Below are 24,650 nucleotides of genomic sequence, written 5' to 3'. Positions count from 1 at the left end.
CTTCCGTGTCAGGAAGTCGTCAAGGGTCGGGGGGGATCCATCAAGAAAATGTAAACCTCCCCCTGCACGGCCCGTTTCGGCTCCGTGCCGAGCCAGCGCGCGGACCTGAGCGCCCTCGTCCGAGGCGTGCTTCGGAATTTTTTCCGGCGCGAGGTTCACATCCGCGGCGAGCGGTGCCTGCCCCTCGTAACCAGGAGCCGTTGAACCGTGGAAAAGAAGACTTTGCCGAGGTGGTATGTCTGTGCGAGGCCGTTTGCTACGGCGCTACCGTTTGTTCTGGCTGCGTGCAGCGCGGACGTCGCAGAGACGCCTGACGAGGACGAGATCGTAGGCGAGTCGCAAGCTGCCGTCACCGCGACCGGGCTCGGCATCGATACCGTGCTCGAAGCGCCCCAATACCTCGCCGTGCGCAAGACGAATACCGCGCTCGTCAACCAGGGGGCGCGGACGGCATGCGTCACCGACGCGGGCATTCAATACCCCACGGCTGCGCCCTTCTACGGCAATTCGCAGACGTGCGTGATCATGAACAGCTCCATCGTCGATGCCGTGCCCGACCGGGGTCAGCGCGTCGAGGTCTTGCGCGCCGGATTCCGCGAGGTCCGCAGCCGCGTGGGCTTCAACGCGGGCGGCGGGCGTCAGCTCGCGACCGAGGTCATCATCGACACGCTCGGGGCCGAGCCGGCCAAACTGAAGACGTATCTCGAGGACGTCGTCGCCGCGGCCCGCGCAGAGTCGATGCCGCTCCTCGTGGCTTTCGACACCGTCGACTGGGCGAGCGCGCGCCAGGACCTCTGGCTCGACGAGACCAACTTCGAGCTCGGCGGACCGGACGCGGCGCACGTCGAGCCGGCGCGCATCGCGTGGCGCAACTGGGGCTCGCAGATTCGCGTGGGCACGCCGCCGCCGAACCTCCACAGCGCGGCCTTCCGGCAGGCCAACGCGGCCGTGCTCGCCCTGCTCCTGCCCGTCCTCCGCAATTACGCGCGGTCACTGCCGCCCGACGCGCAGCATCTGTTCGCCGGGATCGTCCTGGGAACGGAGATCAGCGTCGGGGTCAACCATTACATCTATCCGAACGGCAACGCCTACATCAACCAGCCGAGCACGTGTGATCCGGGGCTGCCGCTCGCCGCCGGCTGCCCGGGCGGTCCGGTGACGTGCCCGAACGGCCAGACGAATAGCTACAACCGCTGGCAGTGCCCGCCCGATTTCGCGTCGGGCGGCCTCTCGGGCCACATGTGGCAGCTCGGCTTCCGCGCGGCGAGCGAGATGGGTCTGCCGCTCGGACCGAATGGGACGATGACGCGCCAGGCGCTCGACGCGATCGTCACCGATTACCTCTCCTTCCTCAATCATCAAGTGCGCGTCGTGAACGACATGCCCACGCACAAGATCTTCTCCCACGCGGGCGGAACCTGGGGCGGCGCGCAAGGGCCTCACTCGCTCGGCGTGGCGCGCTTCGGGAGCATGATCCCTGGGTGGAGCCTCTACGGCAGCCAGGCAAGCAACCCGGCGGCGCTCCTCGACCCCGAGGTGGCGACGCCGGTGCACGTGGCGCTCCCCTGGGCGACGCCGGAATGGCTTCCGTTCGGCGCCGGGGCGAGCGAGACGAGCTGGCGCAATGCCTTCCGCGCCACGGCGAATTATCATAACAATCGGCTCGTCAGCGTGGGGAACTGGGAGAGCATTTCCAACGACGCGAATGCGCGGAATGCGCTGCGCACCGTGCTCGGGGACGTGAACGCGGGCGCCGCGTCGAGCTGCGTGGTGACGCCCCGTGTCGTGCTCGGGATGGCGAAGCTCAGCGACGGTGTCGCTTTGCGCCTGTCGGCCGGTGCGCCGGGGACCGCGTCGTACCTGGTCGGATCGACGGGAAGCGGGATCAACGACGACGGCTTGCTCGGACCCATCAACCTCGTGAATACCGCGGTCACCGGCAAGACGTCGCAGCTCGTTGCCGCGCAAGCGGCGCCCTCTTTCCTCCAGGTGGTGACCGACGGTTGCGCCGGCGTCGATGGCAACGCCCGCCGGGTGTACTCGCCTGTGTATACCGTCGACAGCGCGGTGCCGAGCTCCGCGAAATCCTACGTTTCGGGCTACCCTCGGGTCTACGCGCGCTCGCAGTCGAGCGGCAGCGTGACCGTGGCCTGGGAGCTCGACCCCACGCTCCCGGCCGGCACGGCCGTGTACTTCAACATCGCCACGAGCCCGTCGTTCTCACCCATCGACGTGCACAACGAGCGCGTCGACGGGTATCACACGAGTACGCGCGGGGGGCTGCAACCTGGCACGACTTACTATGCGCGCGTCGTGCACCCCGACCCGAACGTGGGCGTCGCGTACTCCAACACGTTGGCATTCACCGTTGCGAACCCGTAAGAAGCCCTCGGCATGACCCCCGCCGATGCTCCTCCCCGGAATGCTCCTCGTTCGAACGAACGTCGGTCTCGGCGCGACCAGCTCGTCGATGGCCTCGTCGCGTCCTACGGCCTGCTCCTCGTCGCGCTGCTGATCACGCGTTACGTGCTCGGAGATCGGACATGGTGGTCCTTCGCGGCAAACGCGCTGCTTCTTTATGCTTTTTTACCGGCGCCGCTCGTTCTCCTGGCGGTTGCCTTTCGTCGCCGGCGTGAGGGGTACGTCGTCGTCGGCCTGTCGGCGCTTTTCTTCGCGTGGCACTGGGGTGGTCTGTTCGTGCCGCGCGGAGAAACGCCCCAGGCGACCGAGATCCCGCTTCGCGTCATGAGCTACAACACGCTCGGCTTCAATCCGAACACGGCCGCGACGATACGCGTGATCCGCGAGGTGGATGCCGACATCGTGGCGCTGCAGGAGGTATCCCCCGAGCATGCAGGTGCGCTCGAACGAGCGCTCTCCGAAACCTATCCCTACCGCCTGCTCGATCCGAGGCCGGGCGTGACGGGCAGCGGCATTCTCAGCCGCCATCCGCTCCGTAAAATCGACGCGAGCCCCCTCGATCGTATCGCGTGGATAGGTTCACCGATGGCCGTGGAGGTCGAGGTCGGGACAGAGCGTGTGATCTTCGTCAACTTCCACACCGTCGCCGGGCCCGCGAACGCGCGCGCACGCGACGAGCAGGCACGGGCGCTCTCCGATTTCGAGCGTGCGCATGTCGAGCCATTGATCTTCGCCGGCGACCTGAACGCGACGGATCAGAATGCGGCGTACGCGATCATCACCCGCACGATGCGCGACGCCTGGCGCGAGGCAGGGTGGGGCTTCGGGCACACGTTCCCGGGCGAACCGACGGCCGAGAGCGGCGGCTCTCGCCCCGTTGTGCTCGGCGTACCCGTGCCGACGTGGCTCGTGCGGATCGATTACATCTTTCACTCGAAGGCATTCCGAACGATCGATGCCCGCGTCGGCCCGAGCGATGGCGGCAGCGATCATCGCCCGGTCGTCGCGACGCTTTCCCTTCGCCGCACGCGCAGCGGAGAATGAGCCGGGCACGCCGGCCCTTCTCGGTGAACGGTGCATCCGTGGCGGTTCCGCTCGATCCCTCGAGAATTGATGGACGGAGCTCTTCCCGATGGCGCTCGGCCGGGTCGCCTGGCAGGCGGATGGAAAGATTCCAGTTCCTTGGAGCGGGTGCCGGTGGGATGGAAAATGCAGTGCTAACCCAAAAGCCATCCATGTCCTTTCGCCCATGCGGTACGTGCGCGACACGATCCAGGAAGGGGAGCGGTAGATGATTCTCGTGACCGGAGCGACAGGGAAGGTAGGCGGCGCGGTGCTCGCGCAGCTCGTCGAGGCGGGCCAGCGGGTCCGCGCGCTCGTACGCGACCCGGCCAAGCTGGGAGAGATCGGCGGCAAGGTCGAGGTCGTGAAGGGCGATCTCGCCAAACCCGAGACGCTCGACGCCGCGTTCGCGGGCGTCGACAAGGCGTTCGTGCTCAGCACGGGAGCCGATCTGCCGACGCTCGTGGGCAACGCGGTGGACGCGGCGAAGAAAGCGGGCGCCAAGCACATCGTGTTTCTCTCGTCGTCGACGGCCGCGGAAGCGTACGAGACGCAGATCGGCCGCTGGCACATCGAGGCCGAGGCGAAGATCAAGGCGTCAGGGCTCGCCTGGACGATGATCCAGCCCGGAGCCTTCGCGTCGAACACCCTCTCGTGGGCCGGCTCGATCAAGAGCCAGGGCGCGGTCTTTCAGCCGACGGGCGAAAACAAGGTGGCGCCGATCGACCCGTACGACATCGCCGCGGTTGCCGTGAAGGTCTTGATCTCCCCGGGGCACGAAGGGAAGTCGTACGTGCTCACCGGGCCGGAGGCGCTGAGCGCGGCAGAGCAGGTGGCGAAAATCAGCGCGGCCATCGGGAGGCCCATCAAGTTCGTCGACGTGACCGAGGACGCGGCCCGCGAGGGAATGGTGAGGGCAGGTCTCCCCGAGGTGTTCATCCGCGCGATCCTCGAAGCGCACGCAATGGTCCGGGCCGGCCACGGCGGGGCCATCACGACCACGGTCGAAGAGCTCCTCGGGCGCAAGGCACGGACCTTCGACGCGTGGCTGATGCGCCACGTGAAAGCTTTCCAGTAGATCCACAGCGCGTGAGCATGGGTCTCATCGAGGAGCCGCCGCGCCGGGGCGCTGCCCCGGGCCCCGCGGGGGCTCTTCGCCCCTCGACCCGAACCAGGGCCAGCCCTGGACCTTTTGTGGAAGAACTGCGCGATGCGCAGTTCTTCCAACAGGCCGTTGGTATCGCGTTGCCCGTTTTCCCGTCAGCGCTGCCGTCTCGGCTGGCAAGGTCGCTCGTGATCTTGACCCGGCCCGTTCGATGAACTGCGCATCGCGCAGTTCATCGACCACGAGTCCAGCGCTTGCGCTGGTCCGGGTCCAGGGGCGGATAGCCCCTGGTGGGGCCTGGGGCAAAGCCCCAGCGAGGCGCCTCGGGCTTTCTAGCGCGCCCACTCGATGAGATGAAACGGGACGCCTTGTGGTGACTTGAGCATCGCAAAGCGCCCGACCCCGGCGATCTCCGCCACGGGGATGCAGAGCGACGCGCCGAGCTCCACGCCGCGACGCGCCGTCTCGTCGGCATTCGTGACGGCGAAGGACGTGCCCCAGTGCGGCGGGACATCCCCCATGTGCGGCAGGGCCGGCATCGCGCCGCCGACGGGCACGCCGTCGAGTTTGAAGAGCGTGTACGTCATGCCGGGCACCGGACACTGCTCCTCGGGCGTCCAGCCGAAGAGCGCCGCGTAAAACGCCGTCGCGCGGCCGAGGTCGCCCGTGATCGTCTCGAACCAGCTCGGCGCGCCGTGCGCGTGGCTGTCGACGTCCATGCCGGCCTGCTTCTTCGGCTGCCACACGGCGAAGATGGCGCCGTTCGGATCGGTGCACATGGCCATCCGGCCGTTTTCGAGCACGTCGAACACCGGCTCGGCGCGCCCGCCGAGCGAGGCGACCTTCGCGACGGCGGCGTCGGCGTCCTCGACCTTCATCATGACGCCGATGACCGCCGGCGTGCCTTTCGGCAGGTTCACCGCCCCGAGGTCCATGAGCGCGCCGGCCGTGCGCCCTCCGACCAGGATGAGTTGACCGCCGGGGACGCCCGGCATCTCGCCGTACGTCCAGCCGAAGAGCGCCCCGAAGAACGCGCGTGCGCGCTCGGCCTCCGGGGTCATCAGGTTGATCCAGCAGAAATCGTGCACCTTGCGCGTACCGGTCGTCATGGGGGGGTTCCTCCGCCCAGTAGACCGGGGCCGCGCCGAGAAATCATCGGTCGGTCCGGAAAAAAATTTCGGGCGGCCGGCGCAGGCGGGCCGTGCGGACGCCAACCATGCGACGGCGCCGCCGCCTTCACTCCGGCTCGGCGAGGTAATAACGGACGAGCAGCCCTTTTTCCTGCAAGTAATGAAGCGAGGTACCTCGCCGCGGCGTAGTACGTCCCGCGCTCTTCGCCGTGAAACGTGAAGGAAGACGCGTCGCAGAGATCCTCGATGCGCGGGACGCGTCGCGCCAAAAAGATTGCGCTGTCCAGCATGGGGAACGCCTTCGACGATTTCGCCGAGCTGTGGACGGCACCCGTGCATTCGAGCCGGACGGTTCTGCGGCGCCGGACTTTCTCGGCATCGGCTGGAAGTTGGGGTGCCAATGATCTATGGCCGAGGCTCTTTCCGCTTGCACTGTACCGGGTGCTGCACATAAAATTCGCGCGGCGCTTTCCATCCCCGACAATGAACCACCGCCAAGCCATTGACGTTGAAAAGGTGATTGAAGACCTCAAGCGCGAGAACGCGTCGCTGCGACAGCGCGTCGCCGAGCTGGAAGTCCCGGCGCGGCGCTTCCAAGCCCTGTTCGACGGAGGCATCGTCAGCGTCCAGGTCTACGATCCGGAGAGCCGCACCAAGGAGGTAAATCCTGGCTGGGAGCGGCTATGGCAAACAAATATCGAGCAAACGGCCGGATACAGGATCCTGAAGGACCCCCAGGTCGTCGCCCAGGGGTTCATGCATCTCATCGAGCAGGCATTTCTGGAGGGAAAGGCCGCGCGGTTGCCTACCATCCGGTACGATCCACGCCAGAATGACACCGTGGACGAGGGGAGCGCTCGCTGGGTCGCCTCGGCGCTCCATCCGGTCAAGGGCGCGAATGGCGAGGTCAACGAGGTCGTGCAGCTCCATTTCGACGTCGGCGAGCTCAAGCATTCGGAGGAGGAGCTGCGACAGCAGAAGGAGCAGCTCGAGGCCGCCGTGGCCGTGCGGACCGCGGAGCTCGAAGAGCAGCTCCGCGTGAGCGAGGAGCAAAAGCGGGCGATCGCCGCGCTGTCCACGCCCGTGCTCAAGATCTGGAAGGGCATCCTCGCCCTGCCGCTGATTGGCAACATCGACGCGGCGCGCGGCGCGCGTATCCTCGAGGTCCTGCTCCAGTCGATCGTGGAGGCGAGCGCGGAGAAGGTCATCCTCGACGTCACCGGCGTGCCGGTCCTCGACGCGGACGCCGCGCGCCATCTGCGCGACGCGGTGCGCGCCGCCGCATTGCTCGGCGCAGAATGCATGGTGGTCGGCATCTCCACGGAGACGGCGCGCACGCTGGTGCAAGGCGACCTCGGCTTCGAGCATGTCCCCACGTTCGCGACCCTGCAGGAAGGATTGCGTCGCTCCCTGGTTCGCACCGCGGAAAAACGGCGGGACGCGTAGCGCTACACGTTCTTGCGGTCCGCGGCGCGCGGCCGCGCGAGCCGCTCCGCGAGTTCGGCTTTGTCGATGCGAAGCCCCCCGGCGAGGTACGTCTCCAGAAAACCGAGCCGGTCATTGCCCCAGAAGATCTGGTCGTCGACGAGGAACGTCGGGACGCCGAAGACGCCCTCGGCGATGGCGTCCTCCGTGTTCTTGCGCAGGCGCGCCTTCACGGCTGGATCCTCGGTCGCGGCGAGCAGCGCCGAGCCGTCGAGGCCCGCGTCATCGGCGATGGCGCGGAGCTCGGCGTCGTTCATCAAATCGCGACCGTTTTCCCACGTCGCGACGATCAACGCGCCGGCGAGGCGACGCCGCTCGTCGGGATCGGCGAGCGCCGCGCACATGCGCTGCGCCTTCAGCGGATTGAAGGGGTGCGCCGGCGGACCGGCGTAGGGCCGCTGCAACGTCATCGCCCAGCGCGCCACGTCTTGCAGCATGTGGACCCGCTTCGACGCGATCTCCGCGGGCCCCTTGTTCTCGTTCGCCTGGAGGAGCCCTGCGAACAGCACGGGCGTGAGCTCGAAGCGCGCGCCCGTGCGCCTCTCGACCTCGGGGACCTGCGTCCACGCGAGCCAGACGTAGGGGCTGATGACGTCGAAGTAGAATCGGACGGTACGCATGCCGAAAAACGATAGTACGTACCTCGGCGACTGTCATCCGGTCACGGACGATTCAGCCACCGCAAACGAGCCAGCCATTTTGATTCGAGATGTCGCCGCGGCATGCGCGCGCGTTCGGCAGACAGCTATGGTGCGCGCGACCATTTCGCGTCCGGCACTGCGAGCACAGATCGCCGTTCCGCTTCCATGTCCAGTCCCAGCACGTGCGCTCGAACGAGTGCGTCCTCGCCTCCGCGACCCGCGCCGGCACCATTGCGGACCCCACGACCGACAGAGACAGGAGCGCCAGCGTGGCGATGGCCTTTTTCATGAATCCCCCTTTCCCGATGTGGATGACCCCTGCCGACTCCTTCGGGCAGGGGGGCGGGCGGGTCAAGAGGGGACCGTCGGGATCGTGGAAACGCGCTCTTTCCTGGCGAGGGAAGAGCGTGCTATTTCCCTACCTTCATGCGCCCGGACCCCTCGACGAATGACTCCGGTGGAGACGGCTGGCACCACGTCGGGGAGCACGCGTATCGGTGTGAAAGCGTGGGCATCGTCTTCATCCGTCTCGGGGGAGACCTCACCGAGGACGACGTCGCTGCTTTTTTCGATGAATTTGGGCGGCTTTGTGATACGCGCGGGCTCGCGCACGTGTTCTGGCTCATCGACATCGGTCGGCTCGGCGCCGTCTTGCCCGGCGCGCGAACGCGCGCCGCGACGACACCCGTGCGACGCGAAAACAAGGGCATGGTGCTCTTCAATGGTAGCTTCCGGCAACGCGTGGTCGTGGCGCTCGTCGACAAGGCCACGTCGCTGCTCCAGCCCCATTCCCCTCCGCTCGTCTTCTTCAGCTCGGAGGCGGAGGCGCGCGCCTGGATCGACAAGCGCAGGCGCGAGCTCGAGATACGCGACGAGCCGTGACGAAGCACGGCGGAGGACGCCCGCCAGGGCCGCTCAAGCCACCCGCTTCATCTTCGCCGCCGCCGCGTCCACGATTCGCTGCACTTCCCGGAGGTCCACCGGCTTCGTCAGGTGGTAATCGAATCCCGCTTCGCGCGCTTGCCGCCGGTCTTCCTCCGTCCCCCAGCCCGTCAGCGCCACCAGCACCAGCCGGCCCGCGCCGTCCTCGGCCCGGAGCCGCTGCGCCACCTCGTATCCCGTCATTCCCGGCAAACCGATGTCCAGGAAGACCACGTCCGGCTCGAATGCGCGCGCGGCGACCAGCGCCGAGGGGCCCGTGTGCGCCACTTCGGTCGTGTGCCCCGACAATTGCAAAAGCTCCGCAAGGCTCTCGGCGCCGTCGACGTTGTCGTCGACCACCAGCACCTTCAGGCCACCTGCCGCTCCTTTGCCCGGCAGATCTCCGCTCGAACCGCTTGCTTCTGCTTCTTCCGGGTCTCCGAGGGGCAGGCGGACGGTGAAGACCGAACCCCGGGACGCTCCTTCACTCGTGGCTTCCACCGTCCCCCCATGGAGCTCCACGAGCCGCCGCACCAGCGTCAAACCGATTCCGAGGCCCCCCTGCGCTCGCTCGATCGAGCGGCCCACTTGCGTGAACATGTCGAACACCTTCGTCCGCATCTCCGGCGGGATGCCCACGCCCGTGTCCTCCACCCGCACGACGACGTCCCCGTCCTCCCTCTCCGCGACGAGCCGGATGCGGCCCCCGGCAGGCGTGTACTTCGCCGCGTTGTTGAGCAGGTTCGCCAGGACCTGCGCCAGGCGCGTCGGGTCCGCCGAGAGCCATACGGGGTCGGTCGGCAGCGAGACCGAGAACATATGCCCGGCCGCCTCGATCAGCGGGCGGCTTGTCTCCAGCGCGCTCTCCAGCACCGCCCCGAGCTCCACCCGCTCCTTGCGCAGCTCCACCTTTCCCCGCGTGATGCGCGAGACGTCGAGCAGGTCGTCCACCATGCGCACCATGTGCCCGACCTGCCGCTCCATCATCGCCCGGACGCGCCGCGCCTGCGCCTCGTCGCGGGTCATTTCCAGCAGCGATAGACCTGTGCGAATCGGGGCGAGCGGGTTCCGGAGCTCGTGCGCCAGCGTCGCCAGAAACTCGTCTTTGCGACGGTCCTGATCCCGCAGCTCGTCGTAGAGCCGCGCGTTCTCGATCGCCACGGACGCGATGTGCGCGAGCTGCACCAGAATCGCCTCGTCCTGCTCCGTGAACTCGCCCTCGAATTTGTCGGAGAGCTGGATGAGGCCGAGGTTTTTCCCGCTCCGCCCGATGAACGGCGCCGCCAGCCAGCCGCGCATCGGCGGGTGCCGGGCCACCTGGTCGCCGAAGTTCCGCCACGCCGGGTGCGACACGAGCTCGGCCTGCGTGAGCCGCATCGAGCGGTTCGTCTGGCAGACGAGCGTGTAAATGCCCTTGCCGACTGGCGTCGCTTCGTAGGTGCGGAATCCTTCGTACTTCGACGACAGGGACGCGGTGCTGATCGCCTGGGACCAGTCGTTGCCCGTCGTCATGCTGGTGACCGACTGGTGCGCCCCGATGATCCGCCGGGCCTCCTCGGTGATGACACGCAGCACGCTGTCGAGCGACCCGGACGCGTGAATCGTGAGGGCCGCGTCGGCCACCTGTTCGAGGAGCCGGGCCTGCTCGCGCTCGCGTTCGAGCAGCCGCGCGAGCTGCCCCTCGTGGAGCTTGCGGACCGTGGCGTCGACCGTCACCCCGTCGAAGCGCCTGGGCGCCCCGTCCGGCCCATAGGCCGTCCCGCCGAGCGCGCGGATCCATTTGATCGACCCGGTGTCCGGATTCACGGTCCGGTAATCGATATCGTACAGCGTTCCCTTCTGGATCGACGCCTCGATCGCCTGCCGCGTCGGTTCCCTGTCGTCCGGGTGCATGCGCTCGTAGAACATCTGAATCGTCACGTGCGCGTCGGGGGGGAGCCAGAAATGTTCCTTCACCCGGTCGTCCCAGGTGAGCTCGTCGAACGGCAAGCTGCAATGCCAGAAGCCAATCCCGGAGAGCTCGACCGCGAAAGAGAGCCGATCGTCCCGCTCGCGCAGGCTCCGCACCGTCCGGGCCCGCTCGAGAGCCTCCCAGCACAGGCCCACGACGAGCCGCACGAGGTCCACTTCCTCGGGGGTCCAGTGCCGCGGCGTCGTCTGGTCGACGGCCATCAATGCGATGAACTTGTCGGCCTTGTGCAGCGGGACGCAGATGCCGGCCTGGATCTTCGCCGCCCGATAGGCCGATAGGTCGCTCCCGGCACGGGGATCCTGATCCACGTCGTCCATCACGTACGGCTGGTTCGCCCGCATGGCCCGGTCGAATTCCAGCCCGAAGCCGGCGACCGGCCACCGACCGACCAGGCTCGGGACGTCCCGCGCGTAATCGCCCGTGACCACGAACGTATGCTCGTTTTCGACCTCGGCATAGACGCAGCGGTCGGCGTCGAGGTGCTCGGCGAGGAGACGGGCCGTGGTGGCCATGATCTCGTCGGGGTCCGTGAGCGGCTGCGTGGCGGCGGCGAGGTCCGCGAGGAAGCGATGCCGCGCTTCGCTCGCGCGGAGCACCTCGTTTGCCTGCCTTCGCGCCTCGGAGAGGGCGAGGGCCTTCACGGCGCTGCTGGCGAAGCGCGACAGGCTCGTGAGGATCCGGGCGTCTTCCCGGTCGAACTTGCGATGCTCGCTCCGGCTGAGGACCCAGACCGTCCCGATGGGTTTGTCGCCGTCGTGAAACGGGACGGTCAACGCCTCGACGACTCCGATGTCGGGCACGCCTTCGCGCGTGAAATGGCGGGCGGGGTCGAGGAAGAGCAGCGTGGCGTTGCGGGCGACGACGACGCCGCAGGGGCTCTCGTACCGGTGCATCGTCCCGCCCAGGAGGTCCGCGTCCGCGCCCGCGATGGCGCGCCAGCGGAAGACCTCTTCGTCGCCCTGGGTCTCGATGACGCTGACCCCGGCCGTATCCGCGTGACAGAGCGAGAGGGCGAGCTCGACGAGCTTCGGCAGAATGGCCTCGGGGCGTTCGCTCAGCGCCTCGGCGAGCTCGACGAGGGCGCGGTTCTCGGCCGCGTGATCAGGCTGCCTGGACGGTCGGCGTGCGAGCTCCTCCTCACCTTTTTGCAAAACGTCCCCTGCATTCGGGGGGACCGGCTGTACACGCATGACCCCTGGTCCGTGGAAACCTGTATCGGGGGCCAGAGTAACTGACCCAACGGCTCCGGGCAATGCGTAGGGAAGGAACGAGGAGATCAGGCCGAGCCGGAGGGCGCTCGCTCGTCCCGACCGACGGTAACCCGCTGGCGTGGTTTCCACCGGCGCTGGCAACCGGTTGCCATCTCCCGGCGGGTGATGGCGCGAAAATGCAAGGTTTTCCGGGTGGCACGTCCCCTGCTCGGGCAGGGGGCGGAGGCTTGCCATGACCGCTTCGTCGTTCGTTTCCCGCATTGCTTTGCTCCCCCTCTTCGCCCTCGTCTCCGCCTGCGCGGGGGAGGTCGTCTCCGGCGGAGGCGCTCTGCCCGGGGAGGGGAGCCTGCAAGGCCCGCCCGATCCTTCGGCCGATCCCGCGGCGTATGCGGGCAAGGGGTTCGTCGTGCACGAGTGGGGCACCGATACTGTGGTCGTGGGCTCGGACGGCTCGCTGCAGCGCGGATTGCACCACGAGGAGGAGGACCTCCCGAGCTTCGTCTACGACCGCGTCCGCGCCGGCACCCTGCCGGGCTCGACCTCGGTTCACCTGAAAATGGAGACGCCGGTCACGTACTTTTACTCGGACAAACCGATGAAGGCGCGCGTGCAGGTGGCGTTCCCGAGCGGCGTGCTCACGCAATGGTACCCCGCGGTGGCGAGCTTCTATCCGTGGGTGGCGCAGGCGAACGCGGTGCCGGGTCTCCTCGTGGACGCCGATCCGGTGCTCGATCCGGCGTTTCCCTGGAAGGGTCCCACCTGCCAGGAGAAACACGGCGCCGTCGGGCAGGGGCTGCTCGACTGGGGCGACGTGGAGATCCTGCCGCGGGGCGAGGACGTGGCGATGCCCGAGGCCTCGCTCGACGCATTCACGTGGAGCCACGCGCGCGCCGTCGACGCGAACGCGGTGCGCGTGACGGCCGCGCCGACGGCGAGCGGGGCACCCGAGGCCGAGCGTTTCCTCTTTTATCGCGGCCTCGGCAACCTCACGCCGCCTGCGCGCGTGACCGCGGCCGCGAGCACGGTCCGCGTCGAGAACACCTTGCCCGACGCGCTCGGAGCGCTCTTCGTCGTGAACGTCGGGCCCGCGGGCGGCGCGTTCTCCGTCGTCCCCGCGGGCGTCTTGCCCGGCCAAACCGTGGACCTCGAAGCCCCCGCGCTCGCCGCGGCCGAGCCGCTCGACGCCTTCGCCGAGGCCCTCGGCGACGCCGTGACGGGCGCGCTCGACGGCGCGGGGCTCTACCACGACGAATCCCTCGCCATGGTGGCCACCTGGAAACGGCAATGGTTTCGCACCCCGGGCCTGCGGGTGTTTTACCTCGCGCCCCAGGCGTGGACCGACGCGACCTTGCCCCTCTCCGTCGACCCCGCGCCGGACAGCGTGATTCGCGTCATGATGATCCGCGTCGAGGTGATCACGCCCGACCTCGAAGAGGGCGACGTCGCCGCGGCGAAGGGCCTCTCGGATCCGGCGACCGAGGCCGCGGCGAAGGCCCATTTCCTCGGCCTCGGCCGCTTCGCCGAGCCGCGCCTGCGCCGCGCCCTCGGCCTGCTCGCCGAGCCCTCCTGGGGCGAGCCGTTCCTCGCGTCCGTGACCTCGGCCGAGACGCGCGCCACGGTGGGCGAATGAGCGGATAGACTCGGACGCCATGGGACGCCGTGACCGAGATGCGCGGTTCGTGCATGCCCGTTATGCGGCCGGCGAGGTGCTCGGGCGTGGCGCGCAGGGGATCGTGCTGCGCGTGATCGATCGGGAGGAGCCGGGCCGCGCGCTCACGGCGAAGGTGTTCCGGCCCGGCGCGTTCGAGCCCTCGGCCTTGCTGGGCGAGTTTGCGCTCCTCTCGCGGCTGCGGCTGCCGGGGATCGTGCGAGCGCACGACCTCGGCCACGACGAACGGACGGGCGCGCCCTTTCTGGTGGAGGATTTCGTTCCGGGGCTCGACGCGGCGAGCTGGGTGCGAGGCGCAGAGGGCGACGCGGATCGCAATCGGCGGCTCGCGGACCTCTGCGCGGGCGTCGCGGCCTCGCTCGCGGCCTTGCACGACGCGGGTTTTTTGCATGGGGATCTCAAGCCGGCGCACGTGCGGATGCGGCCCGAGGCGCGCGGGGCGCGGCCCGTCCTGCTCGATCTCGGCGCGGCGGTTTCGTTCCGGGCCCGCGCGCCGGGACAAACGATCGCGGCGTCGCCCGGGTATGCGGCGCCCGAGGTGCTGGCGGGCGGCGCGCCGACGATTCGTTCGGATCTGTATGGCCTCGGCGCGCTCGCCTGGGCGGCGGCGACGGGAGCGCCCCCGCCGCTCGGAACCACGAAAAAGAGGCTCTCGGTGTCGTGCTCGTGGCTCCGGCCGGCGCTCGTCGAGATCGTCGAGGCGCTCGTGGAGCAGCACCCGCTCGATCGGCCGGAGGACGCGCGCCGTGTCTTGTCGTCCCTCGGGGCCTCGGCGATGCGCGCGGGTGAGCGGCTCGGGGCGCCGCCGACGCCCGTTGGCCGCGAGGCCGAGATCGCCGCGCTCTCCGCGCCGTCCACGTCGCCGGTGCGGTACGTCGTGGGGCCGAGCGGGGCGGGCAAGAGCCACCTCGCGCGTGAGCTCTTGACGCGTACGCTTTGCGCGGGGCGTACGGCGCGGCTCGTCGGTTTGCCCGCGGAGGCCGGCTCGCTCGTGCCGCGCCTCATCGGGTTTTTCCGTGGAATGGACCCGACGCCGCCGCTCGCGGCCGCGGCGGACGGCGGGGCGGCGCTGCTCTTGATCGACGGGCTCGAATCGGGTCCGCCCGAGCTCGCGGCGGCCCTCGACGTGTATCGTTGCCGGGGAGCGGGCGCGCCGGGGCTCGACGTGGTGGTGACGGCGCGCGCCGCGCCTCGGGGCGCGGACGTGCTGCGCATCGAGCCGCTCGCGGGGGAGGCGTTCGTCACGCTTTGTCATTCGCTCGGTTTGTCCGATGCGGCGGCGATGGAACGAGCGCGGGCGGCTTCGGAGGGTTTGCCCGGATGGCTCCTCGCGTCGCTCGGGCGGGTGCCGCTCGAACGGGACACGGCGCTCGGGCGGGCGTCGGGGTTGTCGGAAGGGGCGAGGGGCATTCTCGCGGCGATCGCGCTGTCGGGCGGGGCCATGCCCGAGAGCGTCTGCCATGCGATCACGCGACGCCTGGGAGGCGAGGGGGCGTCGCTCCTCGTCGAGCTGCTCTCGGCGTCCTTGATCGGTCGGCAGGCGTCGGGAGACGTGCGGTACGTGCTCGCCTCGCCCGAGCTCGGGCCCGACCTCGCGGCGGCCCTCGCCACGCCGGCGCTCGTGGACCTCACGGCCGAGGTTTGGCTGGGCGAACCGGACGCCGGCGCCGCGGCGCTGCTCTCCGTGGCGAAGGCGGCGCCCGCGGCGGCCCTGCCGGCGCGGCGCGAGGAGATGTACGCGCGGGCTGCGCGAGCAGCGCGGGAGAGTGGGCTCCTTTCCCTCGAAATCGAAGCGCTGCTATCGCTCCTGCAGAACCCCGCGTGGCGCACGCCGGCCTCGCTTTGCCGGCTGGAGCGGCTGGTGCGCGACGCGGGTTTGCCGGGGGCCCACCCCGAGGTCTTGCGCTGGCTCGACGAGGCGGCGTCCGAGGACGCGCGCTTGCGCTCGCTCTCCTTGCGGCGGCGCGCCGAGCAAAAGGCCCGCGCCGGGGAGGCGTCCGAAGCGCGCACGCTCGCCGAGGAGGCGCTCGCGGCGGCGCGGCGCACGAACGAGCGGCAAGACGAGGCGTTCGCCCACGGCACGCTGGGCCTCGTGGCCCTGTTTTCCGCCCATTACACCGACGCGGCCGAGCACCTCGCCCGCGCGCAGGAGATTCTCGGCGAGCGGGGCTCCGACGATCCCGAAGAGCTCGCGCGGATCCACCACAACGCGGGTGTCGTCGCGCTGTATCGCAATCGCGCCGAACAGGCGATCGCCACGTTTTCGCGTGCGCTCGGGGAGAAGCGGCGCCTCGGGGATAGGGCCGGCATGCGCTCGTGCCTGATGAACCTCGGCATGGCGCTCGGGCGCGCGGGGCGGCACGCGGAGGCGGAAGCCGCGCTCGGCGAGGCGACGTTGCTCTCGCGATCCCTCGGGCAGGAAGCAGGGCTCGGCTGGTGCCTCTTCGCGCGGGCCGAGCTCGAGGTTCGTCGGGGCCAGTTCCCCGCGGCGGCGCCGTTCGTCGCGGAGGCGTGGGCGCTCGGGGAATCGCTCCCCGCCGTGGTGCGGGCCGATCTCTCGATTCTGCGCGCGCGGATCCGGGCCCGCGCGGGCGACGGCGCGGGCGCGCTCGTGGCGCTCGGTGAGCTCTCGGCCGAGGCGCGGGCGCGCGACGCGCTCGTCGATGTGCGGGCCTGCGTTGCGGAGGTGGAGGCGCGGCTCGCGACATTGCCTGCGGAGCCGCGGCGCGCGGCGCGGATCGCGATCGGCGCGCTCCGGCGCGCGCGGACGGCCGAGCTCGTGGAGGGCGCGTCCGAAGCGCGGGAGGCCCTTTGGCATGCGCTCGCGGCGCGGCGCCCGGTTCCTTTTGGCGGGCCCGAGGGCGATGGATATGCTCGGGGCATGGCGGCGGACGACGCGGGGGACGAGGCGCTCTGGGATTTTCTGGCGGCCGCGACGCGCACGCATCCCGATGAGCTCGGCTTCGATCTCGCGCGGCGCATCGTCTCGCGCGCGGGCGCCGAGCGGGCGTTCGTGGCGCTTGCCTCGGGGGCGGCGCGGATCGGCCCGGTGTACGGCGCGGATCTCGACGGGCTCGCCCTCGCGGAGGCGGGGCAACGGCTCGACGCGGGCCTTTTGCGGGAGGCTTTCGGCAGCGCGGAGCCATTGTATCAGCGCGACATACCCACGGCGGGAGGACGGGGCGCGCGCCTCGTCGTCGTGGGGCCCGAGGGACCCCACGGCAGCCCCGTGGTCGTCGTCGAGCATCGATTCCGGCCCGGCGCGTTCGATCGCGTCACGGCCGCGGAGGCGCGTCGATGGGGCATCCTCGCGGCGCTCGTCTTCCGCCTGTCGGAGGCTGCGGAGCCGGAGGCGGAGGCGCAGGCCCCGCGCCCGGCGGCGCGGAAGGATCCAGGTTTGGCCGGAAAACCATCGGTGGATCCGTCCGGCGCGACGACGCTGATTCCGGTCTCCGGGCCGCGCCGCAGCTTCCCGGGGATCGTGGGCGATTCCCCCGCGCTCACGCGCGCGCTCGGCCGGCTCGAGGCGGCGTTGCCGAGTGATCTGCCGGTCCTCGTCGTGGGCGAGACCGGCGTGGGAAAGGAGCTCTTCGCGCGGGCGCTCCACGACCTCGGCCCGCGGGCGCGGGGCCCGTTCGTCGCGATGAACTGCGGCGGGATCCCGGACACGCTCTTCGAGGCGGAGCTCTTCGGGCACGCGCGGGGCGCCTTCACGGGCGCGGAGCGGGCGCGCACGGGGCTGCTCGCGCAGGCGAATGGGGGGACGCTCTTGCTCGACGAGATAGGCGAGCTTTCGCTCCTCCGGCAGGCCTCGCTGCTCCGGGCGCTCGAAGCGCGGCGGTTCCGGCCGATCGGCAGCGACGAGGAGCGCGCATTCGACGTGCGGATCGTGGCCGCGACGAACCGCGACCTCGAAGAGGCGGCCTCTGGCGGCAGCTTCCGGCAGGATCTCTTTTATCGTTTGAACGCGATCACGATCCGCGTCCCGCCCTTGCGCGAGCGCGCCGAGGACGTGCCGCTCCTTTGCCGCGCGTTCTTCCCGGGCGCGACGTTCGCCGAGGACGCGCTCGCCGCGTTATCGGCGCATCCATGGCCCGGCAACGTGCGCGAGCTGCGCAACGTGATGGAGCGGCTCGGCGCGCTCGGCGCGTCGCGGATCGAGCGCGCGCACCTGCCGCGGGCGATGCGGGGGAGGGGCGCGCCGAGCCCCGCGGCGGACGAGCGCGCGCCGATCCGGCGTGCCCTCGCCGAGACGGGAGGGAACATCAGCCAGGCGGCTTTGCGGCTGGGTTTGTCGAGGCAGGGGCTCAAGAAACGAATGGTGCGGCTCGGGATGCGCGAGCCGGCCCCTTCACGGAAAAAGGTCAAGTAGATGGTGGGCGTGATGGCCAGGGATGCAATGCGGACAGGGCTCGGCCTCTTGGGTGCGGTTCTCCTCGCGGGTTGTGCGGGGGAAGCTTCGAGTTCGTCCGATGGAACCGAGCCTCTCGGCTGCGCCGCGACCGCGGCCGAGGGGCTCGAGGTCGCGGCGACGGACGGCGCGGGGCAGAGCGGGTATTCGCTGGGATATGCGCCGCACGCGGTGACCGGTTGCCTGCTCGTGTACGTGCATCCGGACGGATCGCTGCGGGCGCGGGACCTCGCGCGCGGCGGCAAGGAGGAGACCGTCGCGGCGGCGGCGGAGGCGCCGCGCAGGCCCACCGCATTCGGAGGCGTCGTGGCGTGGGAAGCCGTGGAGGCGGGGCGGCGCGTGGTGCGGGTGCGCGCGGAGGGCGCGACGAGGACGGTGACGGGCGCTTTTGATCACGCGGCCGAGCCACGCGCGGCGGGCGACGCGGTGGCGTTCACGGGGTGGCTCTCGGCGGACGAAGCGGGGGATACGGATGTCTTCCTTTACGAGCCGGGACAACCCTCCGCCGTGGTCGTGGCGAGTGGGCCCGGACAGCAGCGGTTCCCCGATGTATCGGCCGCGCACGTGGCGTTCGCCGATTTCGCGGAGGACGTGGATGGTCGGTTCGACGAGGACGCGACCGACGCGGCGGACGTGGTGGTGATGGAGCGCGCGACGGGGCGAACGACGCGCCGCGCGCGGCCGGGAAAACAGGCCTTTCCGCTCCTCGGCGCGGAGGGGCGCGTGGTCTACCTCGAATGGGGGCCGCTGCACCCGGAGCCGAAGTTCAGCGCGTACACGCTCCTCGTGGGGGGCGTGAGCGACGCTGGGGAGGCGGACGTGGCGGTCGTGGACATCGAGACGGCGAGCCCTTACGTGCGGCCGACGGCGCGGGGGGCGTGGATCGAATGGGTGCAATGGCGCAGCGGCATGCCCGCCGCGCTCTATCGACAGCCGGCCGATCTCGGCGCGGGCGCGACGGTGGTGACGGGCATGGAAGGCAATGAGCTTCACGCGCCGGTGGCGGGGGAGGGGATGACCCTGGTGGCGGCGCGCGCGGCGGACGGCGCCATGGTGATTCGCGCGGCGGAGCGGTGATGAATCGACGTGGACGCTCGGACCGCAGCCCGTCGCGGCAAACAGCGCTATCGTAAGCAGAATTTCGCGCATCATTTGTCTTTCAAGCAAGCGCGACATGGCCTTATCCTCCGGCCGTCTCCCCGGAGAAGCCATGCCCTTCCGACCCGATCCCACGTTTTATCCGTCGCCGCGTATGGCCATGGACGCGCCGCGCGAGCGCCTCGCTTACGTCGCCGCCCCGGACGCGAACGCCGTGCTCGGACGACCGAACCCGCTCCGTGACGGCCTCGCCACGGTCGACCTCGATCCCCGGTCGCCGACGTACGGCCAGATCATCGCGCTCGCCGAGGTGCCGAACTTCGGCGACGAGCTGCACCATTCCGGCTGGAACGCGTGCAGCGCCGCGCTCTGCCCGTACGCGCCGCACCCCCACGTCGAGCGCCGCTACCTGATGCTGCCGGCCCTGCGTTCGTCGCGCATCTACGTCTTCGACACGAAGCTCGATCCGCGCAAGCCGAAGCTCGTGCGCACGATCGAGGCCGAGGAGATCGCCTCGCGCACCGGCTACTCGCGCCCGCACACGCTGCACTGCGGGCCCGACGGGATTTACGTCTCGGCGCTCGGCAACCCCGAGGGCGAGGGCCCCGGCGGCATCTTCCTCCTCGACTGCGAGAGCTTCGACGTGCTCGGCCGCTGGGAGATCGACCGCGGCCCGCAGCACCTGCACTACGATTTCTGGTGGCACCTCGGCCACGACACGTTGATTTCGAGCGAGTGGGGCACGCCGAAGATGATCGAGGACGGCGTGGTGCCCGAGCTGCTCCTCGGCAAGAAGTACGGCCACCGGCTGCACGTCTGGGATCTCCGGCGCCGCAAGCACGTCCAGGCGCTCGACATTGGCGACGAAAACCAGATGGCCCTGGAGCTGCGCCCCGCGCACGATCCCACGAAGGCCTGGGGCTTCATGGGCGTCGTCATCAGCGTCGCGGACCTCTCGGCCTCGGTCTGGCTCTGGTACCGCGACGGGGAGCGCTGGGCGATCAAGAAGGTGATCACGATCCCGGCCGAGCCCGCCTCGGCGGACCTCTTGCCGCCGCTGCTCAAGGGCTTCGGCGCGGTGCCGCCGCTCGTGACGGACATCAACCTCTCGCTCGACGACAAGTATCTTTATGTGTCCTGCTGGGGCACGGGCGAGCTCAGGCAATACGACGTGTCGAACCCGCACGAGCCGAAGCACGTGGGTTCGGTGCACATCGGCGGCATCGCGCGGCGCACGCCGCACCCGCGTTCGGGCGGTCCGCTCACGGGCGCGCCGCAGATGGTCGAGGTGAGCCGCGACGGCAAGCGCATCTATTTCACGAGCGGCCTCTACACGACCTGGGACGAGCAGTTCTATCCGGACGGGCTCAAGGGCTGGATGGTCAAGGTCGACGTCAAGGAAGGCGGCGGGATCTCGCTGGATCCTGACTTCTTCGTGGACTTCGGGCCGCGCCGCGCCCACCAGGTCCGGCTCGAAGGCGGCGACGCTTCCTCGGATTCATTCTGTTACCCGTGACGAGCATCTGGCCCTGGATCACGCTCGCGGCCCTCGGCGCCTACCACGGCTTGAGCCCCGGCATGGGCTGGCTCTTCGCGGTGGCGCTCGGTCTGCAAGAGAAGAGCGGCAAAGCGGTGCTGCGCGCGCTCTTGCCCATCGCGATCGGTCACGCCGCGAGCGTCGGGCTCGCGGTGGGGCTGCTCGCGGCGGGCAAGGCGAGCATTCCGACGGGCATCCTGCCGTGGATCACCGGCGGCGTGCTCGTGACGTTCGGCATCTTCAAGCTCGTGCGCCCGCGGCACCCGCGCTGGGTGGGCATGCGCGTCAATGCGCGTGACCTCGTGGTGTGGTCGTTCCTGATGGCCACGGCGCACGGCGCGGGGCTCATGCTCCTGCCGGTCTTCGTGCTCGGCGAGGACAACCCCGCGCCTTGCCACGGGCCGTCTTGCCACGACGCCGCGGGGATCTCGCTGTCGAGCCCCGGCGGATACCTGGCCGCGATCGCGCTGCACACGCTGGCGATGCTGGCGGTCTCGGCGATCGTGGCGCTCGTCGTCTACTACAAGGTCGGGCTCGCGATGCTCCGGCGCGCGTGGTTCGACCTCGATCGCGTCTGGGCGGGAGCCTTGATCCTCGCGGGGGTGCTCGGGCTCTTGCTTTGAACGGGCTCACCCTGGCGCTTCGCTGGGGCTTTGCCCCAGGCCCCACCAGGAGCTGTCCGCTCCTGGACCTGGACCAGCGCAAGCGCTGGACTCGGGGTCGATGAACTGCGCGATGCGCAGTTCATCGAACAGCCGGGTCAAGACCAGCGGGCGACCCTGCCAACCAAGACAGCAGCGCTGACGGTTTCGCTGGCAAGGCGGTACCACCGGCCTGTGGGAAGAACTGCGCATCGCGCAGTTCTTCCCAAAAAGGTCCAGGGCTGGCCCTGGTCCGGGTCGAGGGGCGGATAGCCCTCGCGGGGCCCGGGGCAGCGCCCCGGCGCGGCGGCTCCTCGATGAGACCAATGCTCCGCCCAGGCGTCCCGGAACTGGAACAATGTTCTAGAACGTTGTTCCAGTCCCGGGGTACGCTTGGCGCATGAAGACCGTCGTCGTCACGGGGGGAAACCGGGGCATCGGGCGGGCCGTGGCGCGGGAGCTCATCACGCGCGGGTGCCGCGTGGTGCTGCATGCGAGGGACCGCGCGCGCGGGGAGCGAGCGCTCGAAGAGCTGCGCGGCGCGGGTCCCGGGGAGGTCACGCTCGTGACGGGGGATCTCTCCACGAAACGCGGCATTCGAGAAACGGCGGACGCGATCCTCGCGGCCTGCCCGCGGATCGACGTGTTGATCCACAATGCGGGGCTCTGGCCGAGCGAGCGGATCCTGAACGAGGACGGGCTCGAGATGGCGTTCGTGGTGAATCACCTCGCGCCCTTCATGCTCAATCATCTGCTCGAAGCGCGGCTCGTCGAGAGCCGGAGCCGCGTCGTGCAGGTGAGCGCGGGCCTTTACGTGAAGGGCCGCCCCGACCTCGAAAAGACGCCCACGGGGGAAGACTTCCAGCCGCTCGGGACCTATCCCACGACGAAGCTCTGCAATTTGCTCCTCGTGCCGCGGTTCGCGGCGCGGTGGAAGGAGCGCGGGCCGACGATCCTCGCGCTGCACCCCGGCGTCATTCGCACGGGGCTCGGGGATCGGAAAGGGATGCTCGGACGATTGCTGCGCGTGGTGAAGCGGCTGTGGAAATCCCCCGAGGAGGGCGCGCGGCCCGTCGTGAGGCTCGCGCTCGATCCGGCGCTCGACGGCGTGACGGGCAGGTATTACCACCTCGACGTGGAGACGGAGCTTCTCCCCATCGCGCGAGACGAGGCGCTCGCTGCAAAGCTCTGGTCGCAGGCGGAAAAACTCTCCGAAGTCCTCGAGGCGGGCTGATGGCGCCGAAGCAGAAGCGCGGCGAGGATACGACGAAGCGCTTGCTGGACGCGGCGCTCGACGTCTTCGCGAAAGGCGGGCACGAGGCATTCACCGTGCACGCCGTCGTGGCTGCGAGCGGGGTGAGCCTCGGCAGCCTGTATCATCATTTCGGCAATGCGGACGGCCTCGCCGCCGCGCTGTATGCCCGCTGCATGGGCGCGCTGCTCGATGACCTCGTGGCCTCGCTCGAAGGCGTACGCGGCGCCCGGGCCGGTGTCGCAGCCCTGGTGCAGGCCTACTTGCGACACACCGCCGCGCAGCCGGCGTCCGCGCGCTTCGTGCATGCCTCGGCGTATGCGAGCTTCCTGCCCGCCCATGCAGCCACGATCGCCGCCTCCAAGCAGGGCCGCATCGCCGCCATCTCCGCGTGGCTCCGGCCCCACGTGAAGGCCGGCCGCATCGTGGCCCTGCCCGAGCCCTTGATCGAGATGCTCGTCATCGGCCCGGTCGCGGAGACGGCCCGGCGCTGGCTCGCCGGCGCCCCCGAGATCGACCTCGACGAGGCGGCGCGGGAGCTGCCCGAACGCATCTGGCAAGCGCTCCGCCGCGCGCCCCGGCGGCGGCCCCCGGGCCTCCGGCGACGGGCTCGGCGGAAGGATCGTTGACGGGGATCCACGAAGAAGCTCTCGCAGACTCCGCTCGCTCTTCGTACACTGCGCGCCGCGTGGAGGTCCTTTCGCTCTGCCCCTTTCGCGCCGGGGCCTTGATCTGGCAGGCTGCGCCTGGCGCCTATTCGCTCACGGTGATCGTCAAGGCGACGTTCACCCTCGTGCCCGGCGGCGAGGCGACCGTCGCCGAGACGCAGGTGCCCGTGACGACGCTCGCCGAGGGCGGCGCCGAGGATCTCTCGCCACTCAAGCCCCGCGTGGACGTCCTCGTCCTCGGCGCGACCGATCCCGAGGCGCGCGTCACCGTCGAAGGCGCCGTCCTGCCCGCCGGTGGCCCGATGCTCCCGCAGGCCCCCTCGCGCCGGCTGCTCCTCGGCGACGAGGCGTATGCCTGGGCGCAGGCGGTGCTCGCCGGAGAGGCGCGGACTGCGGGCCCGCCGCCCGAGGGCTTCGACTTCTCGTTCTTCCAGAGCGCGCCGCGCGACCAGCGGATCGACCTGCTCCGCAGCGCCGCCTCCATCGGCATGGACCGCGTCCTGCCCACGTCCGGCCGGATCGAGACGCGCCTGCCGCAGCGCCGTCCCCACGCCTTCCGCGTCGATCCGAAGGGCGGGCGCGTGACCGAGATCGTGCTCCGTTGCGACACGCTCTGCATCGACGCCGCAGAGAAGTCGATGGTCCTCACGTTCCGCGGCGTGGCCGATCTGAAGAGCGGCGCGGAGGCCGACCTGGGCAAGATCGTCGTCGCCGCGCATCCGGAGGGCAAGCGCATCCGCGCAGAGCGGATCGATCGGTTCCTGCGCCTCGGCGAGTCGCTGGAGGAGGACGTCGAGGCGGGCCTGAGCTTGCTGGAGATGCGGCACGACGCGGTGCTCATCGCCCCGAAGAGCGGCGACACGATGGTGCTGCCGGAGCAGGCGGAGGCGCCGGCGATCACGTTCGTGGATCCCTCGCCGCCCGAGTCCTCGAAGCGGCAGCGCTCGCGCACGTTGCCGATGCCCACGGACCGGAGCGAGCTCGGCCTGCCGAGCGCCACGCCTGCGTTGCCGTTCCGCGCTCCCGAGGATGCGATCGCGGCGCCGCCGCTCCCGCCGCCGCCCATGGCGCCGTCGCCGAAGCCCATCGCGGAGCCGCTCACCGAGGACACGACGCTCGACATGCCGAAGGCCGCAGCGCCGCCGCCTTCGCGCGAGATCGGACGCCGGGTCGATCCGCTCCCGAACGCGCCCGCGCCGCCGCCTCCGCCTTCGACCGGCAAGCCCGCCACGCCGGCGAGCAAGCCGCCGATCAAGCCGCCCGCGCCCCTCGCGCCGCGCCTCGCCAAACCGGCGGGAGCGAGCGCGGGGAGCCCGCTCGCGGCCCCGCGGCCTTCGCCGCCGCGTCCGGGAAAGGTCGCCGCGCCCGTTGCTGTGCCCGCTGCCGCGCCTGCGCCCGCTGCCGCGCCTGCGCCCGCTGCCGCGCC

Annotated in this window: 17 protein-coding genes; 13 read left to right on the top strand and 4 right to left on the bottom strand. The window is 70.1% G+C overall.

Annotation, left to right across the window (positions count from 1 at the left end; genetic code table 11):
- The first annotated feature begins 207 nt into the window (after positions 1–207).
- The 3 genes from QHF85_RS22580 (at position 208) to QHF85_RS22570 (ending at position 4,561) form a co-directional block, all read left to right on the top strand.
- Entirely contained in the window at positions 208–2,382 is a 2,175-nt protein-coding gene (locus QHF85_RS22580; RefSeq protein WP_281329342.1) for a hypothetical protein, read from the top strand.
- Positions 2,383–2,394: 12 nt separating this feature from the next.
- Positions 2,395–3,465: an endonuclease/exonuclease/phosphatase family protein gene (locus QHF85_RS22575; RefSeq protein WP_281329341.1), complete on the top strand. Its 1,071-nt coding sequence runs from the start codon at positions 2,395–2,397 to the stop codon at positions 3,463–3,465.
- 256 nt (positions 3,466–3,721) lie between these two features.
- Positions 3,722–4,561, top strand: coding sequence for an SDR family oxidoreductase (locus QHF85_RS22570; RefSeq protein ID WP_281329340.1), 840 nt, complete (start codon positions 3,722–3,724; stop codon positions 4,559–4,561).
- 359 nt (positions 4,562–4,920) lie between these two features.
- Here QHF85_RS22570 and QHF85_RS22565 read toward each other — a convergent pair whose 3' ends face one another.
- Positions 4,921–5,697, bottom strand: a complete 777-nt coding sequence (locus QHF85_RS22565; RefSeq protein ID WP_281329339.1) for a VOC family protein — start codon at positions 5,695–5,697, stop codon at positions 4,921–4,923.
- Between the two features lie 537 nt (positions 5,698–6,234).
- Here QHF85_RS22565 and QHF85_RS22560 point away from each other — a divergent pair.
- Positions 6,235–7,164 carry an STAS domain-containing protein gene (locus QHF85_RS22560; RefSeq protein WP_281329338.1) on the top strand — a complete coding sequence of 310 codons (930 nt, stop codon included), beginning with the start codon at positions 6,235–6,237 and terminating at the stop codon, positions 7,162–7,164.
- 2 nt (positions 7,165–7,166) lie between these two features.
- Here QHF85_RS22560 and QHF85_RS22555 read toward each other — a convergent pair whose 3' ends face one another.
- Positions 7,167–7,823 (bottom strand): 2-hydroxychromene-2-carboxylate isomerase, encoded by a 657-nt coding sequence (locus QHF85_RS22555; RefSeq protein ID WP_281329337.1) that lies wholly within the window; start codon positions 7,821–7,823, stop codon positions 7,167–7,169.
- Positions 7,824–7,875: 52 nt separating this feature from the next.
- Positions 7,876–8,133, bottom strand: coding sequence for a hypothetical protein (locus QHF85_RS22550; protein WP_281329336.1), 258 nt, complete (start codon positions 8,131–8,133; stop codon positions 7,876–7,878).
- Between the two features lie 137 nt (positions 8,134–8,270).
- On the opposite strand from QHF85_RS22550, the gene QHF85_RS22545 reads away from it, so the two are divergent.
- Entirely contained in the window at positions 8,271–8,726 is a 456-nt protein-coding gene (locus QHF85_RS22545; RefSeq protein WP_281329335.1) for a hypothetical protein, read from the top strand.
- Positions 8,727–8,759: 33 nt separating this feature from the next.
- Here the strand turns inward: QHF85_RS22545 and QHF85_RS22540 are convergent, their stop codons facing one another.
- Entirely contained in the window at positions 8,760–11,927 is a 3,168-nt protein-coding gene (locus QHF85_RS22540; protein WP_281329334.1) for a GAF domain-containing protein, read from the bottom strand.
- Positions 11,928–12,180: 253 nt separating this feature from the next.
- On the opposite strand from QHF85_RS22540, the gene QHF85_RS22535 reads away from it, so the two are divergent.
- The 8 genes from QHF85_RS22535 to QHF85_RS22500 all read left to right on the top strand — a co-directional run.
- Positions 12,181–13,578, top strand: coding sequence for a hypothetical protein (locus QHF85_RS22535; RefSeq protein WP_281329333.1), 1,398 nt, complete (start codon positions 12,181–12,183; stop codon positions 13,576–13,578).
- Positions 13,579–13,597: 19 nt separating this feature from the next.
- Positions 13,598–17,989: a sigma 54-interacting transcriptional regulator gene (locus QHF85_RS22530; RefSeq protein ID WP_281329332.1), complete on the top strand. Its 4,392-nt coding sequence runs from the start codon at positions 13,598–13,600 to the stop codon at positions 17,987–17,989.
- Positions 17,990–18,001: 12 nt separating this feature from the next.
- On the top strand, positions 18,002–19,105 hold the full coding sequence (locus tag QHF85_RS22525) for a hypothetical protein (protein WP_281329331.1): 1,104 nt from the start codon (positions 18,002–18,004) through the stop codon (positions 19,103–19,105).
- A 133-nt stretch (positions 19,106–19,238) separates the two neighbouring features.
- Positions 19,239–20,642: a selenium-binding protein SBP56-related protein gene (locus tag QHF85_RS22520; RefSeq protein ID WP_281329330.1), complete on the top strand. Its 1,404-nt coding sequence runs from the start codon at positions 19,239–19,241 to the stop codon at positions 20,640–20,642.
- On the top strand, positions 20,639–21,286 hold the full coding sequence (locus QHF85_RS22515) for a hypothetical protein (RefSeq protein WP_281329329.1): 648 nt from the start codon (positions 20,639–20,641) through the stop codon (positions 21,284–21,286). Before QHF85_RS22520 ends, QHF85_RS22515 begins: the two co-directional genes overlap by 4 nt.
- Before the next feature lie 418 nt (positions 21,287–21,704).
- The gene (locus QHF85_RS22510; RefSeq protein ID WP_281329328.1) at positions 21,705–22,538 is read left to right on the top strand and encodes an SDR family NAD(P)-dependent oxidoreductase; all 834 of its coding nucleotides are present in this window, start codon (positions 21,705–21,707) and stop codon (positions 22,536–22,538) included.
- Positions 22,538–23,185, top strand: a complete 648-nt coding sequence (locus QHF85_RS22505) for a TetR/AcrR family transcriptional regulator (protein ID WP_281329327.1) — start codon at positions 22,538–22,540, stop codon at positions 23,183–23,185. Before QHF85_RS22510 ends, QHF85_RS22505 begins: the two co-directional genes overlap by 1 nt.
- Before the next feature lie 59 nt (positions 23,186–23,244).
- Positions 23,245–24,650 (top strand): DUF2169 domain-containing protein (locus tag QHF85_RS22500; protein WP_281329326.1); only part of this gene is annotated, 1,406 nt, incomplete at its 3' end.

This window comes from Polyangium sp. 6x1 (assembly GCF_029946515.1).
Lineage (GTDB): Bacteria > Myxococcota_A > Polyangia > Polyangiales > Polyangiaceae > Polyangium.
The sequence above is the reverse complement of the archived record's forward strand: the minus strand, read 5'-3'. Positions and strand labels throughout refer to the sequence as shown.